Below are 15279 nucleotides of genomic sequence, written 5' to 3'. Positions count from 1 at the left end.
CAATCATTAATTATTTTCTAGATTGGGGTTGATGGTATGATAGATTGGAAAACCATTAATGAAGAAGGGCTGCTGGCTCCTACGATGGCAAAGGATTTCCCGAACCTTCCTGTCGTAAAATCGGATGGTTATTTCTATATAGGTGCCGATGGCCGAAAGTACCTCGATTTCACCTCCGGGATCGCGACGGAAAACACAGGTCACCGACATCCGAAAGTGATCGCCGCCATCAAAGATCAGGTGGACCACTTGGTTCATGGGCCGATCGGGATCATCAATTACGAGTCGATCATACAATTGGCTAAAAAATTGAAAGCGCTTTTACCAGAGCCCCTGGATTGCTTTTTCTTCGGGAACAGCGGGGCTGAGGCGATTGAAGGCGCCGTCAAGTTAGCGAGACATGTGACCAAAAGGCAGTATGTCATTTCCTTTCTTGGCGGATTCCACGGCAGAACGATGGGCGCCCTCAGCCTGACCACTTCGAAAAGCAAATACCGGAGACATTTACCGGTCGGAGCCAACATGACATATCAACTGCCCTATGCCCAGATTACGGAAACACCCCGTGGGCTGGACCATGATGAGTATTGGTCCGAGCATGTTGAGAAAAATTTCGAACGATTATTCAACCACCAGGTCGCACCGGATGAAGTGGCAGCCGTCATTCTTGAGCCGGTACTCGGTGAAGGCGGATATGTCATCCCGCCTCGGGCCTGGCTGCAAAAAATCCGTGAAATCTGTGACCGCCACGGTATCCTGCTCATCTTTGATGAAGTCCAGACAGGCTTCGGCCGGACGGGTGACTGGTTTGCGGCCAACCGATTTGGCGTGACACCGGACATCATGGCGATCGCCAAAGGAATTGCGAGTGGATTACCGCTCAGTGCCACCGTTTCTTCCAAAGAGCTGATGGAACAATGGACCGTCGGCAGCCACAGCACGACATTCGGCGGAAATCCAGTCGCCTGCGCAGCGGCGTGTGCCACGATTGATGTGATGCAGGACGAAGGGCTGATTGAAAATGCAAGGCGCATGGGCGACTATGCCTTATCCCGGCTTCTTGAATTGAAAGGCAAACATCCTTCCATCGGACAAGTCAGGGGCATCGGGTTGATGCTGGGGATCGAAATCATCCACCCATTCACAGGAAAACCGAATGGTGAAGGCTTGATGAACATCCTCGAGAAGTGTTTGGAAAAAGGCGTCATCTTCTACTTAAGCGGCAACCAAGGTGAAGTCATCCGCATGATGCCGCCGCTCACGATCGACCAGGAACATCTCGACACCGGCATCTCTATGCTTCATGAAGCGTTGACAGAGTATGAGCGGGAGCTTGAGCCGCTAAAAGCGGAACAAACCATTTAAAAAGGGGGAACACAAATGAAGACAGAAGTCAGAGTAAAAGAACAAGTCATGACGGGGGCATATTGGAAGTTCATTCTTCCTTCCCTGCTGGGGGCCTTATTATTTCTCGTACCGATTAAATTTGACGGGCAAGTCACCATCGGCGTCGGCATCTTTGCTTCACTTTTAAACGGACTGATCAGTGAATTCATACCTGCACTAATCATCATTATCCTGGGTTTATCCGCAAGCGTCTCCATTTTCACGAAAGTACTGAAACCAAATGTCATCCTGTCGAACAAGTTTTTAAAAGGCTTATTCGATATCGGTGTCATCGGGATCACTGCAAGAATCCTCGGCTTCGCCGTCGGTCTCATGACCATTCTTGAAATCGGACCTGAATTCATCTGGTCCCGAAATACAGGCGGAGTCGTCCTTTATGATTTAGCTCCGGTGCTGCTCACCTGGTTCCTGTTTGCCGGGATCCTGCTGCCGCTATTAGTCGAGTTTGGCCTGATGGAATTCATCGGGGCGCTCGTCCATAAATTCATGAGGCCGATGTTCACATTGCCGGGACGTTCTTCCATCGACTGTATGGCGTCATGGATGGGTGCCGGAACCGTCGGCGTACTCGTCACAACTAAACAATATGACGAAGGATATTACACAAAGAGGGAAGCAGCGGTCATCGCCACGACGTTCTCCATTGCCTCCGTTGCGTTCAGCCTGGTTGTGGCCAATATCGTCGGTCTCGGTCATCTCTTCATCCCGTTTTACTTAACGGTCGCACTCGCCTGTGTGGTTGCAGCGGTCATCATGCCGAGAATCCCGCCTCTTTCAAGAAAACCGGACACCTACTACGAACCCGTCGGCCAGCAAATTGATGAGACGATTCCTGAAGGCGTGTCGAAATTCAAGTGGGGACTGGAAAAAGCCGCTGAAAAAGCCCAGCATGCCCCTTCACCAAAGAAATTGCTTATGAATGGCGTCCATACCGTACTTGATATCTGGCTTGGCCTGATCCCGCTTGTCATGAGCCTCGGAGCAGCTGCCTTGATCATCGCAGAATACACGTCCTTGTTCCAAATCATTTCCTATCCGTTCATACCGGTCCTGGAATGGATGCAGCTCCCTGAAGCAGCGGCAGCATCCAAAACGATGCTGATCGGATTCGCCGACATGTTCCTGCCGCCGGTCATCGGCAGTGGCATCGAAAGCGAACTCACACGCTTTGTCGTGGCTGCCCTATCCTTGACACAGCTCGTATACATGTCTGAAATAGGGATCCTGATCCTGCGCTCCAATATTCCATTGAGCTTCCTGGATCTCTTTATCATCTTCATCCAACGAACAATCATCACGCTGCCGATCATTGTGCTGGTTGCTCATTTCATCGTATTTTAATACTAAAAAACAAGCAGGAACTTGACTCCTGCTTGTTTTTTTATTGAGCTGCTGACCAACTTTACTTGATGAGACATCTTCTGCCTAAACTAATACCCATGCCAAGGTCGTCATTGGAAAGATGTCACAGCTGCTGCACGGTAAACCACTCTCGCCCTCTATCATGATGACGAAAGAAATATATTTTATCGCTGGAAGGCAGCGTACCACTAATGAGGAAACGATCACTACTCCCTATATACTCCTTTAATCATCACCCGAACCAATTGATCTGCCATGACACTTGGTTCATTAGGTGAATCACTTTCAATCCAATCGATAATCAATGCGAGAAGTGCACCTGCAATAAAGTTCACTAGAAAATCTTTTTCTACCGAAATGTCAAAGCGGCCGTCTTGTATCAGGTCAATGTTCTTACGGACAGAACTTTTAAGGGTATCTAACATTTTCCATCGTAATTCAGGCAGCCCTTTTTTACTTATGATGATTTTGTATACATCCTTATATCTGTCAACATGTTCAAAGGCAGCCAGGGCAGGAGAATAAATAATATCTGCGAATGATTGAGTTTCTTGCTGTATCACCACATCATTAACTAAGCCTTCCAACGTTTCATCGACGATCTCCTGAAACAAATTGTACTTATCCTTATAATGATAATAAAAAGTAGCCCGATTGATATCTGCTTCGTCAATGATATCCTGTACGGTTACATTCTCCATCCCCTTGATCACAGCAAATTTAAATAATGCTTCTTTAATCGACTTCTTCGTTTTTTTAATGCGCCTGTCCATCATTCTCCAACCCTTTACTCTTTGCTAACCTCAACACAACAATTTTATTAAACATTTTGCCCGAATCTATCGGAAATCAAATGATTCAGCATAAACTGTTGGTTGTAGCCGTTCTCGTATTTCCTTTATTATACACATTGTAATAACGCTTACAAATCACCTCTAAGCGACTTAGAGGTTTGTATTTACAAGGGGACATTTTCTGAGAAGGAGAGAGATAAAATGAAAGCTGCTAGATTTCATGCTGCTAAAGATATTCGAGTGGAAGAAGTGTCAATTCCAGAAATGAAGGATGACTCCGTTAAAATTGAAATAGAATGGTGCGGCCTTTGCGGCAGCGACATGCATGAATATATTGCTGGTCCAATGGTCATCAACGAACCAACTGTTACAATGGGACACGAGTTTTCTGGAACTGTTACTGAAATCGGGGAACATGTGACAAGTATTAAAGTCGGTGATCGTGTAGTCGTCGAACCATTCGTTGCATGCTGGAAATGTGAAGCATGCAGGACTGGAAACTATAACGTTTGTGAAAACCTGCAATGCTTTGGTTTAGCTGGACACCAAGGCGGATTTGCTGAATTCGTCGTGGCACCTGAAGATCGAGTGTTCAAACTACCTGATACCATGAGCTTTGAACAAGGAGCATTGGTAGAACCAACCGCAGTCGTGACCCACGCTGTACGAAATAGTCAATTCCGTATCGGTGACACGGTTGCCGTATTTGGGGCAGGACCAATCGGCTTGCTGCTCGTCCAAACAGTAAAAGCTGCCGGGGCATCGAAAATCATTGTTGTTGAAGTGTCAGATACAAGAAGGGAAACGGCACTGAAACTCGGAGCCACGGACATCATTAATCCAATCGAAGAAAATCCAGTACAAAAAATCATGTCCCTTACCGGCAACAAAGGTGTAGACGTTGCTTTTGAAGCTGCAGGCGTCCAGCCAACCTTTGAAGCAGGACTGAACAGTACAAAAACAAAAGGCGAATTGATGATCGTCAGCCTCTGGGAAAAACCAGTTTCCTATAATCCAACAGTGGCTGTCATGCAAGAAAAGAAAATTTCAACATCCCTTGGATACCGCTTCATCTTCCCAAGCGTCATTGAACTGATCAATAACGGAATGATCAATGAAGACATCGTCATCACGAAAAAAATTCACTTAGATGACATAACGGAAGAAGGATTTGAAGCAATCTTGAATGATCGAACTCAGTGTAAGATTCTGGTGACGCCGAAGCGTTCGAATTTATAGTTTGGTTGGGCGTCCCTGCTATTAATAAGGAATTGAGCACGATGGTGAAAAAGAAGAAGTTGAAATAACAGGTCAAAAATAAGGAGCTTGGAAAAGTTAATTTCCAAGCTCCTTTATCATTTGACTGCTACCTTACTGCATTTTAATTTCGCTCATCTAAAAAGAGCTAGTTATTCGTAGCATCGGTGAACTCGTTAGCACGGATAACAAATGACTTGTTTTTTATACTCTCTAATGAAAACGAATTTCCCATCCCATCTGACACATCAATGACGATCTGTAGATGCTGCCAATAAGAAAAATTGGATTTGTGCATATAGTAAGGGGCACCTGAAACTTCCCCTAATTTTTCATCTTGGCTTCCGAGATAAAAGTCGTCTACTGTCATGCAGACTGGTGAAGTTCCATCACAACACCCCTCTGAATGAACAAAGAGAACACGTCCATACTCATCTTGCAATTGCTCAATCAACGCTATTGCCTCTTTGGTGGCAACTACTTTATCCATTTTAGAAAAAGCCCATTGAGCCTTTATTATAACCAACTAAAATATTCTTTGTTTGCTGATAGTGGTTAAGCATCATTAAGTGATTTTCACGACCGATACCTGACTGTTTGTAACCACCGAATGCTGCATGAGCTGGGTACTGGTGGTATGTATTTGTCCATACACGTCCAGCATCGATTGCACGTCCTGCTTTATAAGCAATTTCTCCATTACGTGACCATACACCTGCGCCTAAACCATATAATGTGTCATTTGCAATGTTAATGGCATCGTCGAAATCTTTGAAAGTTGTAACGGATAATACTGGTCCAAAGATTTCTTCTTGGAAGATACGCATGTTGTTAGTGCCTTTGAAAACAGTTGGTTCAACATAGTAACCGCCCTCTAAGTCACCTTCAAGATTATTTTGATTCCCACCAAGTAATAGCTCTGCGCCTTCATCTTTACCGATTTCAATGTAAGATAGGATCTTATCTAATTGTTGTTTAGAAGCTTGGGCACCCATCATAACTTCAGTATCTAGCGGGTTACCAACTTTAATTGCTTTCACACGCTCTAACACACGCTCCATAAATTTATCATAAATGGATTCATGGATTAGTGCTCGAGAAGGACATGTACAAACTTCGCCTTGATTCAATGCAAACAATACGAAGCCTTCAATTGCTTTATCTAGGTACTCGTCGTCTGCGTCCATGACATCCGGGAAGAAGACATTTGGTGATTTACCACCAAGTTCCAGTGTTACCGGAATAATATTTTCAGTAGCATATTGCATGATCGAACGACCAACTGCTGTTGAACCAGTGAAAGCAATCTTTGCAATACGTGTGCTCGTCGCTAGCGGCTTACCTACTTCCAAGCCTGTACCATGTACAATATTCAGAACCCCTTTTGGTAATAAATCCTGAATTACTTCTAGCATTACACAAATGGAAGCCGGTGTTTGCTCTGCTGGTTTTAGCACAATCGTGTTCCCTGCAGCTAGTGCTGGTGCAATCTTCCAAGCAGCCATAAGAAGTGGGAAGTTCCAAGGAATAATTTGACCCACTACGCCAAGAGGTTCATGGAAGTGATAAGCAACTGTATCTTCATTGATTTCACTGATTCCACCTTCTTGCGCACGGATAACACCTGCAAAATAACGGAAGTGGTCAACCACTAAAGGAAGATCTGCGTTAAAAGTTTCACGTACAGCTTTCCCGTTATCCCAAGTTTCAGCTACTGCTAACATTTCTAAATTTTCTTCAATTCGATCTGCGATTTTATTTAAAATGACTGCACGTTCAGCAACAGAAGTTTTACCCCAAGCGTCTTTCGCTTCATGTGCAGCATCAAGTGCTAACTCTACATCCTCCGATGAAGAACGCGGCACAGCTGTAAACGCTTTCCCGCTGACCGGAGAAATGACATCTAAATATTGACCATTAACTGGTGCAACCCATTCCCCGCCGATGAAATTTTGATATTGTTCTTTGTAATGTACTAGTGCATCTTTCGTGTTAGGATTAGCGTAAATCATTATGTATTTTCCTCCGAAGTTATCATTTGGGCATTTTGTATCATTTTCCCACCCGAAAACTTAGTATATAGTAACTTAATATTTTTCTGCAATAATTTTTTTGAAAAGGTTTTCTTTTATTTTTATTAAATAAGCCATTTTAAAATACAAAAGTGCCTGACCCCCAGCATATTAATACATTAAAGCGCTGGGATCAGGCACCTATAAAAAAATTATTTACGAAAACTTATTTCAAGAACCAAAGGGCCAGGTCCCTTTGCCGATTACGTGGATAAATCTTGGAAAAGGCTCCTTATAATTCATCCGAATCATAAGGAGCCTTTATCAAGTATTCCGTTTCAATAAAATTATTTTATCTATTTTGCTTCAGCCTCAAACTCTTCCAGGTCATCCACCTTGTTCATATCTTTACGACTAGTGAACAGAGAAACTGAATAAAAAGCAATTGCACTAACGATTAATGCGGGGTAGATAGGATCAAGGTTAAAAAAGGAGATAACACCTCTCTCTGCTAATATCACTGTTATGCTCCCTAAAAATAAGGAAGCCATACTTCCAGCAGCAGTGGCGCGCTCCCAGAAGTGCCCTATTAAATAAGGTAAGAAGGCACCGCCAGCCCGTAAAGTAAAGGAGAACATCAGAAGTGTGATAAGATTTGCAAAATCAAATACTGCAATGGCATAACTCAAGCCACTTACTAGTACCATTGTCCATCTTATCATTTTAAGTAACTCTTTATCTGTTGCAGTTTTCTTAATATATGGGTGGTAAATATCATTAGTGAATATTGATCCAGCCGCTAATAGATTACTGGAAGCACTGGACATAGTGGCGGAAATTAATGCCGCAAATAGAATCCCGACTACAACAGGCGGTAAGACTTCCATTGCCATAACAGGTAATGCATATCTTGCTCCTTGTTCTGCTATGATACTACCATCTATAAGTCCATTCTGTACCATTCCATACATCAATATCCCAATAAATGCTGGGATGAATGCAAAAATAACATATACTACCGAAGTTATATACGAAGCATTTTTAGCTGCTTTTTCGTCTTTAGCCGAATAATACCTTTGGACAGCTTCTTGGCCAACTGTGAAGGATGCTATATACATAACTACCAAGGCAAGAATTGTACCAAAACCTGCTCCATCGACCATACTCCACTTTTCATCAGGTATATTTGCAGTCAATTCCGTGAATCCACCGCCATAGTCCAGTGCAAATGGAATGATTAAAGCCATTCCTATAAGGATGAAGAACCATTGTACGACATCTGTGTAAACAACGCTGAACATCCCTCCCATGACGCTGTAAGCTGCCACTACAACTGTAACAACTGCTACTGAAAGAGCGTAACTCCACCCAGTCATAACAGATAGAATGGTTGCTGAGGCAATTAATTGGACTGCAGTTAATCCAACCATAGGTAAAAGCATAATGATTGCCGTTACAAAACCATTTTTCTTACCATATCGCTTAGCAAAGTATTCAGGAACGGTTTTCACGAGTGCTCTACGTAAATGAGGAGCAATAAATGCTAAAACAATGAAAGCTATCGCCATGGCCGTAACATACCAAAAGGCAGAAAATCCCCAGTCCCCATAAGCCATTTCTACTACTCCAAGAGAGGAACCTCCCCCAACCTCGGTAGCAGCTAAACTTCCTGCCAGCAACCACGGTCCCATTTTTCTCCCGGCAACCAAGAAATCCTCGTTATTTTCTATCTTTCTAGAAGCAGCGAATCCGATTAAGACCATAATACCTAAATAGATCACGACAATACTTACAACAGTTAAACTAACACCCATATTAGTTCCTCCTCCAAAATTCAGCATTATTGGCTGTTATGAGTTTACATTAAGCGGTGTAGTAGCATAAGTTCGGCGAATCACTTTTCCAGCTGGTTTCTGAAAAGCCTTTTCATTTTTAATAATGACTTGCCCGTTGACAATAACTGTTTGTATACCTTTATTGAATTGTCGAGAATTTTCATAAGTAGCCTGGTCAACAATGAGATCCGGATTGAAAATAACAATGTCAGCTGCCATTCCTTCCCTGATTATGCCACGGTCTTGAAGACCGATAATTCTAGCAGGTTGTGAAGTCATTCTTCTGATCATGTCTTCCAAAGGTAAAACTTTCTCTTCCCTAACGTACTTACCTAATATCCTTGGAAATGAGCCATATGCTCGGGGATGTGGTTCTCCTCCAAGCAAACCATCGCTTCCAATCGTCCCTGCAGGATGGGACAAAATCATTTTCACTGATTCCTCATCCATGACAAAGTCAATCATCCCTACCGCATTCTTCTCCTCCAGTATTAAATCCAATGCAAGTTCAGCATAGTCTTTCCTCCCTTTCATCGCCCCGATTTGTTCTATTGTTTTGCCTACAAAGGAGTGATTCTCAGGCAAACTGACAGAAGTAATGACTATACCGTCCCAGCCAGCCCATTTTGACATACTGTCCCAGCCTTTTAATGCACTTGCCATTTCTTTCACCATGCGTTTCCTAGACTCTGGATCCTCTAATCTTTCTAACATGGCATCAGTACCTCCATCATGTGCCCATGGAGGCAGAATTGCGCTTAACATCGTACTTCCAGCAGTATATGGATATTGATCAAACGTCACTTCTAAACCTTCTTTACGAGCTTGGTCGATCTTCGCTAATACGTCAGGTGTTTTATGCCAATTATCTTTTCCGCAATTTTTTAAATGAGAAAAATGGAGATGAGCTCCGCATCGTTTCATCATATCAATTAGTTCTTGCATGGATTCCAAAATTTCATCACCTTCACTGCGTTGGTGGATTACTAGAGGGACTCCATATTCAGCAATCACCTGACATAAAGCTTCCAACTCATCCATTTCAGCAAAGCAGCATGGAGGGTAAATCAATCCCGTCGACAAACCTACTGCTCCTTCGGCCAAAGATCTGCGCAATACTTCTTGCATTTGAGTTATTTCTTCCTTAGTCGCTGGCCGGTTAGAGAGACCCATAACTTCCATTCTGATGTTCCCGTGAGGAGCAAGTACCGCCAGGTTATAACTTGGTTTATTCAGTTCGATTTTATTTAAATACTCCCCAACTGTATTCCAATCCCACTCGATAGGCGGCGTTCCATCTAATCCTGCAAGGTTTTTTTTCCAAGCAGAAATATAGTTTGGAGGTAATGGGGCAGCAGCGATTCCATCTTGTCCCAACAAGTCCGTCGTTATTCCTTGACGGACTTTAGCTTCAATGAGAGGTTCATCTAAGATGACAAGATCGGAATGGGTATGCATATCGATGAAACCTGGACACACTATTTGATGGTTAGCGTCAACTACCTCAGTTGCATCAACATTTTCAAGTTTTCCAATTCTATCAATCTTTCCATTCTTTATAGCAATATCACCGTAATACCAAGGAGAACCCGTGCCGTCGATGATCTTTCCGTTTCGAATTAAAAGATTATACATAATTAGACTCCTTATTGTTTTTTATTGTACATAGTGCTTTCATGATGGCTGCATATCCAGCAGTTGCTTTCACTAATTGATCAATTTCAATATATTCATCATCTATGTGGGCAAGTGATTCCGGGGATGGGCCGAACCCGATAGTCGGAATTCCCGCTTCTCCTGCAAAATGACTCCCATTTGTGCAAAAAGAATAATGCGAGAGTTTAGGATTCAATCCAATCGAATTCAATTCTTGAAAAGGAGCTTGAACAAATGATTCTTGCTCATCATATAACCAACCGGGGAAAAACCTTTCATCTCCAATAATTTCACCAGTATAACAACGCTCCTCCCCAGTCGCATAACCTGCTTCCGCTTTAAATGCCGGATCTTCATTTTGAAGTGTTTGTATCAAATTTTTAATAGGGGCTAAGACAGATTCTTTTGTTTCTCCTACCAGTAATCTGCGATCAAAAGTCACCCTGCAATGTGATGGGACAACAGATGCTCCCGGATAAGGAGCTGATTTAATATCAGTTAACTCAAGAATTCCTTCACCCATTACTTCATGCTTCTTCACTTCAAGTTCACGAATCCCTGAGATTAACTTTGTCATTTGATAGACAGCGTTCACGCCTTTTTCAGGATTAGAGGAATGAGCTGACTTTCCTGTTGTTTCTACAACTATTTCAGCGCGCCCTCTTTGTCCGCGATTCAAGTTTAAATTTGTGGCTTCTCCGATCACGACAAAGTCTGGCTTGATTTTTTCACTGACCATTCTGGTGGCCACACCTTCGAAGCACTCCTCATGAACACTACATGAGATGACAATTTTGCCTGGGAATGAATGGGAGGTATCTTCAACAAAGTTGATTGCAGCAGATATCATAGCACTGACTGCACCTTTCATATCTGAAGTGCCCCGACCATATATTCTTCCATCTTTAACTTCACCACTAAAAGCTCCAACCGACCAATGTTCCTCTTGTACTGGTACAGTATCAATATGACCATCAAATAAAATGGTAGGTCCTGGACGATCTCCATTCCACACAAGCAGGATATTCCCATAATCATCTGTAAGAATTTCATCTACTTTTCTTTCATAACTGTACTCTTTTATTGTTTTAGCTACCTGACCTTCTTCTCCTGAATAACTTTTTATTTGAACTATTTTTTGACACAATTTAATAACGTCTTCTTTTCTCGACTCTGTTAGCATTATTATCTCTCCCCCGTTTTCATAGATTAGGATATACACCCTTCCATACAATATCTCTGTAATGTTGACGATCGGTATCTCCTTCTGTACTTATTAATAGAACACGAGAACTTTCATCTAAATGAAGTTCCTTTCCTATCGGAGAATATTCTTCATCTTTTCTTAAATAGTAGAGCAATCCAAGAGTTACCGCTCCTGATTCACCGGAAATGATACGAGGATCATTTGCAATTGGATTACCGTACATGCGCATCCCCAGAGCTGATACGTAATCAGCACAGGAAAAAGCAGCACTCGCATAGTTTCTCAATACACGGAAAGCACGAGTGTTTGGTTCACCACAAGCTAGACCAGCCATGATTGTACTCATGTCTCCCGTAACCAAAGTTCTTTCACCACTTGGCGATGAAAAAGAGCGGTAATAGCAATCTGCTTCATTAGGTTCTACTATTAAAATAGTAGGAGCGTCCTCCCGATAATGCTCAATTAAATATGCAGCAATAGCACCTGCAAAAGAACCAACTCCCGCTTGTAAAAATACATGTGTTGGTGGCTTTCTTCCAGAAGCGCTCAGCTGATCCGTTATTTCTTTTGCCATTGAAGCGTATCCTTGCATGATCCATAAAGGAATATCATCATACCCCTCCCATGCAGTGTCCTGAACCATAATCCAATCGTTTTCTTTAGCTAAATCTGCACAATACCGAACTGCGTCGTCATAGTTCAAATCTAATATTTTCGCTTTAGCTCCTTCATTACGTATTGCTTCCAGCCTTTCTTCGGAAGAACCTTTTGGCATATAAATTTCTGATTTATACCCTAGTTCTCTTGCCGCCCAGGCTACTCCACGGCCGTGATTGCCATCAGTTGCAGATATAAATGTAAGGTCACCTAACCTTTCCTTCACTTTTGGTGATTTCAAAACATCGAAAGAAAGATTTTCTATGTCTTCCCCTATTAGGTTGGCGATACATTTCCCTATAGCATAAATTCCGCCCATTACTTTGAATGCGTTTAAACCAAAACGATAAGATTCGTCTTTTACATGTATTTCAGACAGTCCCAATTCATAAGCTAGATTTTTCAAGTAAAACAACGGTGTTTCCGTGTATGAATGATGAGTTTGCTGAAATGCATGTACATTTTCTATTTCTTTGTTTTTGAAGAAAGAAAGCTCTTCCGGATGATACTCGTCTGATTTAAATTTATTTAGTGTCCAACTCATTGCTTTTGTCTCTGCCTTTTGCATCACTAAACCTCCTATTTCAGATGTGCTAGTACTTCAATTTCTACAAGAGCAGCTTTTGGAATGGCTGCAACTTCCACACAACTTCTCGCTGGTTTGTGCGACGTAAAGTATTCACCATAAATTTGATTCATTTTCTGGAAATCTTCCATGGAGTCCAAGAAAATGGTCGTCTTCACCACATCCTCTAACTGAAGTCCTACATCTTCTAACAAGGCGATAATATTTTCCATCACCTGTTTAGATTGTTCCTCAACTGTTTCACCAACTATTTGTCCGGTTTCTGGATTTAAAGGTAGCATCCCTGATAAAAATACTTGTCCATGTGAGATGACAGCTTGTGAATATGGGCCAACTGCACCTGGGGCTTTTAAAGATTTCACTATTTCAATCACGACTTCACACTCCTTTTTTTGCTTTCACCATATATACTGCAAGTTTCGTGCCAACATTAAGAATATTAAGTTAATAGACTTCTCCAAAAAAAATACACTGATATCAGTCTCAATCTGAGACTATATCAGTGTTTATGTTTACATCACGGAAGTATCAAAGTGAGACCCTGTATCAATTTGATACTTTTTTATTTTTCTAAACAAGGTTGCCCTTCCTATACTTAGTAATTCACTTGCTTTTTCAATTGGTAAATTGTTTTTTCTAATATATAACAATGCTTTCTCGATTGTTTCCTTCTCCATTTTCTCAAGAGAAAAAGATGGAATATAAGCCGACCTCTCCTGCCCTTTAATGTCCAGCTTCCTGGAAATAATGGCACCGGACCCCTCCAAAGTGATCCATCCTTCTTGGACGAAGTTAAACAAATATTCAATAAAATTTTTCAATTCTCTGATATTTCCTTTCCACTGGTGATTTATCATTAATTCTTTTACTTCTTTTCCGAACCCAAGAACCTGGGCTTGGAATTGTTTATTAAATTCTTTGATAAAGTAATCACTTAAAGCAAGAATATCTTCTTTTCGGCTGCGAAGGGCGGGTATCATCATCGGAATAACATTTAAGCGAAAATATAGATCCTCCCGGAACAATTCAGTTTCCACCATGGCTTGTAAATTCCTATTGGTAGCCGCTATTACCCTGACATCCACAGTTTTTGTTTTGGTCCCCCCCAGCCTCTCGACCTCCCCCTGCTGAAGAACTCTCAATAGTTTCACTTGTAATTGAGGAGGCATTTCACCTATTTCATCCAAGAAAATTGTTCCTTTATTGGCCAGCTCGAATTTGCCTGGCTTTCCTGCCTGACTCGCACCCGTAAATGCTCCCTTTTCATAACCGAATAATTCACTTTCTAATAGGTGTTCAGGGATAGCACCACAGTTAACAGTGATTAAGGGCTGATCTTTCCGAGGACTGGCCTTATGGATGGCTTTTGCAAATTCCTCTTTCCCTGTCCCGCTTTCTCCAAGGATTAAAATACTGGAATGGGATTGCGATGCCTTGAAAGCATATTCTTTTACTTCCTTGAGCTGAGGGCTGATACCGATTATATGTTCAAATGCTTTCTTCTTTTCTTCTATTGCAATATCCGCAAGCTGCTGGATCTCTTCAACAGCCTCGACAATCAATAAAAATTCAGTAGAGCGATGTGACGTGATTAACTTTTGAAGTGTGACAAATAAAAGTTGTTCACGACCATCTAAAATAATGCTGATTTTCTGCCTTTTTTCCTGATTGTTATAGTCTAGTGCTTTCAATAAATTGCAGACTACATTTGTATGTTCAGAGTCAGCATCTTCATTGATTCCAAGAAGGGTTTTGGCCTTCACGTTCATTTCTGCCAGATTTCCTTGCTCATCTATTAAAATGATTCCTTGCTTGACCAAGTTCATCATCTTAGTCATTTTCAGTGAATTATTTGCTAACATTTGAAGCATTTCATTCTCATGCAATTTACTCGCTAACAAATTAGCCATTTTTTTAAGAAATTTAAGAATATCCTCAGTATTACGGAAAAGACGTATGCGCTGCTCTTCATTGAAAGCTAGCAAGCCTATCACACCAATCGGCTCACCTTTGTATGTAATTGGGCAACATATTTCTCCGGTTTCTGAACAGTTCTGATAAAATAAACACCTCTCACATACCGACTCAAAACCAGGGTTTTCGATAATGACTGGAGAATTCGTGCGGAGGGCTGACTGATACACCAGATTCCCCTCCATTTGATGGAGGACACCGCCTTTATTTTCACCAGTTCCTGCCACTCTTACAAAATGATGATTTGCTATTTCAACTTCTATTTTAAGAACTGCTGCAATTGCATCTGCAATATTTTGAACACTAGGCTGGATATCCATCAAATCCATCTTGATCACTCCCCATTGTCTAACAGTATATCATAGTGAAGTTTTAATTTTCTGACTTTTATAAATAATAATTCCTTCTATCCATAAACAGCAATGAGAGCTATGGATAGACTATGAAAATAAAAAGGTGCCTGAGCCCAAGTGCATAAGTGAATTTATGCACCGAGGTTCAGGCACTTGGTTTAGAATGATTTTATTATATC

12 protein-coding genes are annotated in these 15279 nt (G+C 41.8%); 3 read left to right on the top strand and 9 right to left on the bottom strand.

The genetic code is table 11. The features are described from left to right. Positions 1 to 36 precede the first annotated feature (36 nt). The gene (locus ACUXV2_RS01890) at positions 37 to 1365 is read left to right on the top strand and encodes an aspartate aminotransferase family protein (RefSeq protein ID WP_446245377.1); all 1329 of its coding nucleotides are present in this window, start codon (positions 37 to 39) and stop codon (positions 1363 to 1365) included. A gap of 15 nt (positions 1366 to 1380) precedes the next feature. Beyond that, on the top strand, positions 1381 to 2748 hold the full coding sequence (locus ACUXV2_RS01885; RefSeq protein ID WP_446245376.1) for a YjiH family protein: 1368 nt from the start codon (positions 1381 to 1383) through the stop codon (positions 2746 to 2748). Between the two features lie 227 nt (positions 2749 to 2975). On the opposite strand, the gene ACUXV2_RS01880 is transcribed toward ACUXV2_RS01885, so the two are convergent. Further along, positions 2976 to 3542: a TetR/AcrR family transcriptional regulator gene (locus ACUXV2_RS01880; protein WP_446245375.1), complete on the bottom strand. Its 567-nt coding sequence runs from the start codon at positions 3540 to 3542 to the stop codon at positions 2976 to 2978. A gap of 222 nt (positions 3543 to 3764) precedes the next feature. Here ACUXV2_RS01880 and ACUXV2_RS01875 point away from each other — a divergent pair, with 222 nt between their 5' ends. Further along, the gene (locus ACUXV2_RS01875) at positions 3765 to 4802 is read left to right on the top strand and encodes a 2,3-butanediol dehydrogenase (protein ID WP_446245374.1); all 1038 of its coding nucleotides are present in this window, start codon (positions 3765 to 3767) and stop codon (positions 4800 to 4802) included. Between the two features lie 166 nt (positions 4803 to 4968). Here the strand turns inward: ACUXV2_RS01875 and ACUXV2_RS01870 are convergent, their stop codons facing one another. From ACUXV2_RS01870 to ACUXV2_RS01835, 8 genes are all read right to left on the bottom strand, one after another. After that, the gene (locus ACUXV2_RS01870; protein WP_446245373.1) at positions 4969 to 5310 is read right to left on the bottom strand and encodes a DUF779 domain-containing protein; all 342 of its coding nucleotides are present in this window, start codon (positions 5308 to 5310) and stop codon (positions 4969 to 4971) included. Position 5311: 1 nt separating this feature from the next. Continuing rightward, positions 5312 to 6832: an acetaldehyde dehydrogenase ExaC gene (gene exaC, locus ACUXV2_RS01865; RefSeq protein WP_446245372.1), complete on the bottom strand. Its 1521-nt coding sequence runs from the start codon at positions 6830 to 6832 to the stop codon at positions 5312 to 5314. Positions 6833 to 7188: 356 nt separating this feature from the next. Further along, complete coding sequence (locus ACUXV2_RS01860) at positions 7189 to 8646, bottom strand: sodium:solute symporter family protein (protein WP_446245371.1); 1458 nt, start codon at positions 8644 to 8646, stop codon at positions 7189 to 7191. Between the two features lie 36 nt (positions 8647 to 8682). After that, positions 8683 to 10302, bottom strand: a complete 1620-nt coding sequence (locus tag ACUXV2_RS01855; RefSeq protein ID WP_446245370.1) for an N-acyl-D-amino-acid deacylase family protein — start codon at positions 10300 to 10302, stop codon at positions 8683 to 8685. Then, the gene (locus tag ACUXV2_RS01850; protein ID WP_446245369.1) at positions 10295 to 11506 is read right to left on the bottom strand and encodes a YgeY family selenium metabolism-linked hydrolase; all 1212 of its coding nucleotides are present in this window, start codon (positions 11504 to 11506) and stop codon (positions 10295 to 10297) included. Before ACUXV2_RS01850 ends, ACUXV2_RS01855 begins: the two co-directional genes overlap by 8 nt. A gap of 19 nt (positions 11507 to 11525) precedes the next feature. Continuing rightward, a complete protein-coding gene (dpaL, locus tag ACUXV2_RS01845) occupies positions 11526 to 12755 on the bottom strand; it encodes a diaminopropionate ammonia-lyase (RefSeq protein WP_446245368.1) in 1230 nt (409 codons plus the stop codon). A gap of 11 nt (positions 12756 to 12766) precedes the next feature. Then, entirely contained in the window at positions 12767 to 13144 is a 378-nt protein-coding gene (locus tag ACUXV2_RS01840) for a RidA family protein (RefSeq protein WP_446246981.1), read from the bottom strand. Positions 13145 to 13285: 141 nt separating this feature from the next. Next, complete coding sequence (locus ACUXV2_RS01835) at positions 13286 to 15076, bottom strand: sigma-54-dependent Fis family transcriptional regulator (RefSeq protein ID WP_446245367.1); 1791 nt, start codon at positions 15074 to 15076, stop codon at positions 13286 to 13288. Between the last annotated feature and the right edge of the window lie 203 nt (positions 15077 to 15279).

The organism is Rossellomorea sp. NS-SX7 (assembly GCF_052828565.1).
Note: the sequence above shows the minus strand (reverse complement) of the source record. Positions and strands in the feature narration are given on the sequence as shown.

Bases quoted from the DNA above. Each gene is read 5' to 3' on its own strand.
- ACUXV2_RS01875 (WP_446245374.1), top strand. From the start codon at position 3,765: ATGAAAGCTGCTAGATTTCATGCTGCTAAAGATATTCGAGTGGAAGAA.
- dpaL (WP_446245368.1), bottom strand. From the start codon at position 12,755: ATGCAAAAGGCAGAGACAAAAGCAATGAGTTGGACACTAAATAAATTT.
- exaC (WP_446245372.1), bottom strand. From the start codon at position 6,832: ATGATTTACGCTAATCCTAACACGAAAGATGCACTAGTACATTACAAA.
- ACUXV2_RS01850 (WP_446245369.1), bottom strand. From the start codon at position 11,506: ATGCTAACAGAGTCGAGAAAAGAAGACGTTATTAAATTGTGTCAAAAA.
- ACUXV2_RS01860 (WP_446245371.1), bottom strand. From the start codon at position 8,646: ATGGGTGTTAGTTTAACTGTTGTAAGTATTGTCGTGATCTATTTAGGT.
- ACUXV2_RS01885 (WP_446245376.1), top strand. From the start codon at position 1,381: ATGAAGACAGAAGTCAGAGTAAAAGAACAAGTCATGACGGGGGCATAT.
- ACUXV2_RS01880 (WP_446245375.1), bottom strand. From the start codon at position 3,542: ATGGACAGGCGCATTAAAAAAACGAAGAAGTCGATTAAAGAAGCATTA.
- ACUXV2_RS01835 (WP_446245367.1), bottom strand. From the start codon at position 15,076: ATGGATTTGATGGATATCCAGCCTAGTGTTCAAAATATTGCAGATGCA.
- ACUXV2_RS01890 (WP_446245377.1), top strand. From the start codon at position 37: ATGATAGATTGGAAAACCATTAATGAAGAAGGGCTGCTGGCTCCTACG.
- ACUXV2_RS01870 (WP_446245373.1), bottom strand. From the start codon at position 5,310: ATGGATAAAGTAGTTGCCACCAAAGAGGCAATAGCGTTGATTGAGCAA.
- ACUXV2_RS01855 (WP_446245370.1), bottom strand. From the start codon at position 10,302: ATGTATAATCTTTTAATTCGAAACGGAAAGATCATCGACGGCACGGGT.